Consider the following 775-nt stretch of genomic DNA (forward strand, 5'->3'; position numbering starts at 1 on the left):
TTGCTCCGATGCTTGTCGGGCTCTTGCTTATCGACGACGTCACGATATAGGTGGCATTCTTCCAGTCACAGTTCCAGGGTCAAAGTCACATCGAGGCTTCACCGTCTATGAGTGTAGGTGTTGTGGTGAAAGATCCCTCGGAGAACAACGCTGCTTAGAGATGTAATACCTTTATGGCTCGAGTAGGAATAGGGGGATATTGTCCCTCCTGTGACGAACCAATCTCCATTACCGATCTACTTGGGGAGGAGTTGACACAAGCAAGAAAATAAATCGGGGATAGTTGACTTATTGCTACCCCGGTCGAGTGGATAGCAACTAAGATATATAACAGTTACTTCCAGCAAATACACTGACGGTTACCGACATGGACATTCCAAAGAGAAGCGTTTTGATTGCACATTAGTTTCTCTGGCACTACTTGTTGATCACAGGGGACTACCCATCTACTCAGAGATACATGAGGGCAATACCTCTGAGCCTAGAACTCTCATTAGCGTACTTGATGCCTTGGAGTCTCTATCGGATGGATCTCTCTTTGGGGATGTTGTTCCTACCATTGTGATGGATAGGGGAATTGCTACCAAGGCAAACCTAGAACTTCTCATTAAGCGCAATCTCAACTACGTAGTAATTGAGAGAGCTAACAAAAAGAGCCTCTATCGAAGCCATTTCATGGAGATGGAAGGCTTCACCGAGATCTACGATGCCCAAGGATCCCCTGTGATGGTGAAAAAGCTGCAAGTGGAACCACAAAAGCCACAAGGACGAGTGG

At 46.5% G+C, this 775-nt stretch carries 1 protein-coding gene; it reads left to right on the forward strand.

Features of this window, described 5'->3' with window-relative positions:
* Window positions 1-411: 411 nt before the first annotated feature.
* The coding region (locus AXFE_RS20280) for a transposase (RefSeq protein ID WP_235347943.1) at window positions 412-775 on the forward strand (364 nt) is incomplete at its 3' end.

The organism is Acidithrix ferrooxidans, assembly GCF_000949295.1.
GTDB lineage: Bacteria > Actinomycetota > Acidimicrobiia > Acidimicrobiales > Acidimicrobiaceae > Acidithrix > Acidithrix ferrooxidans.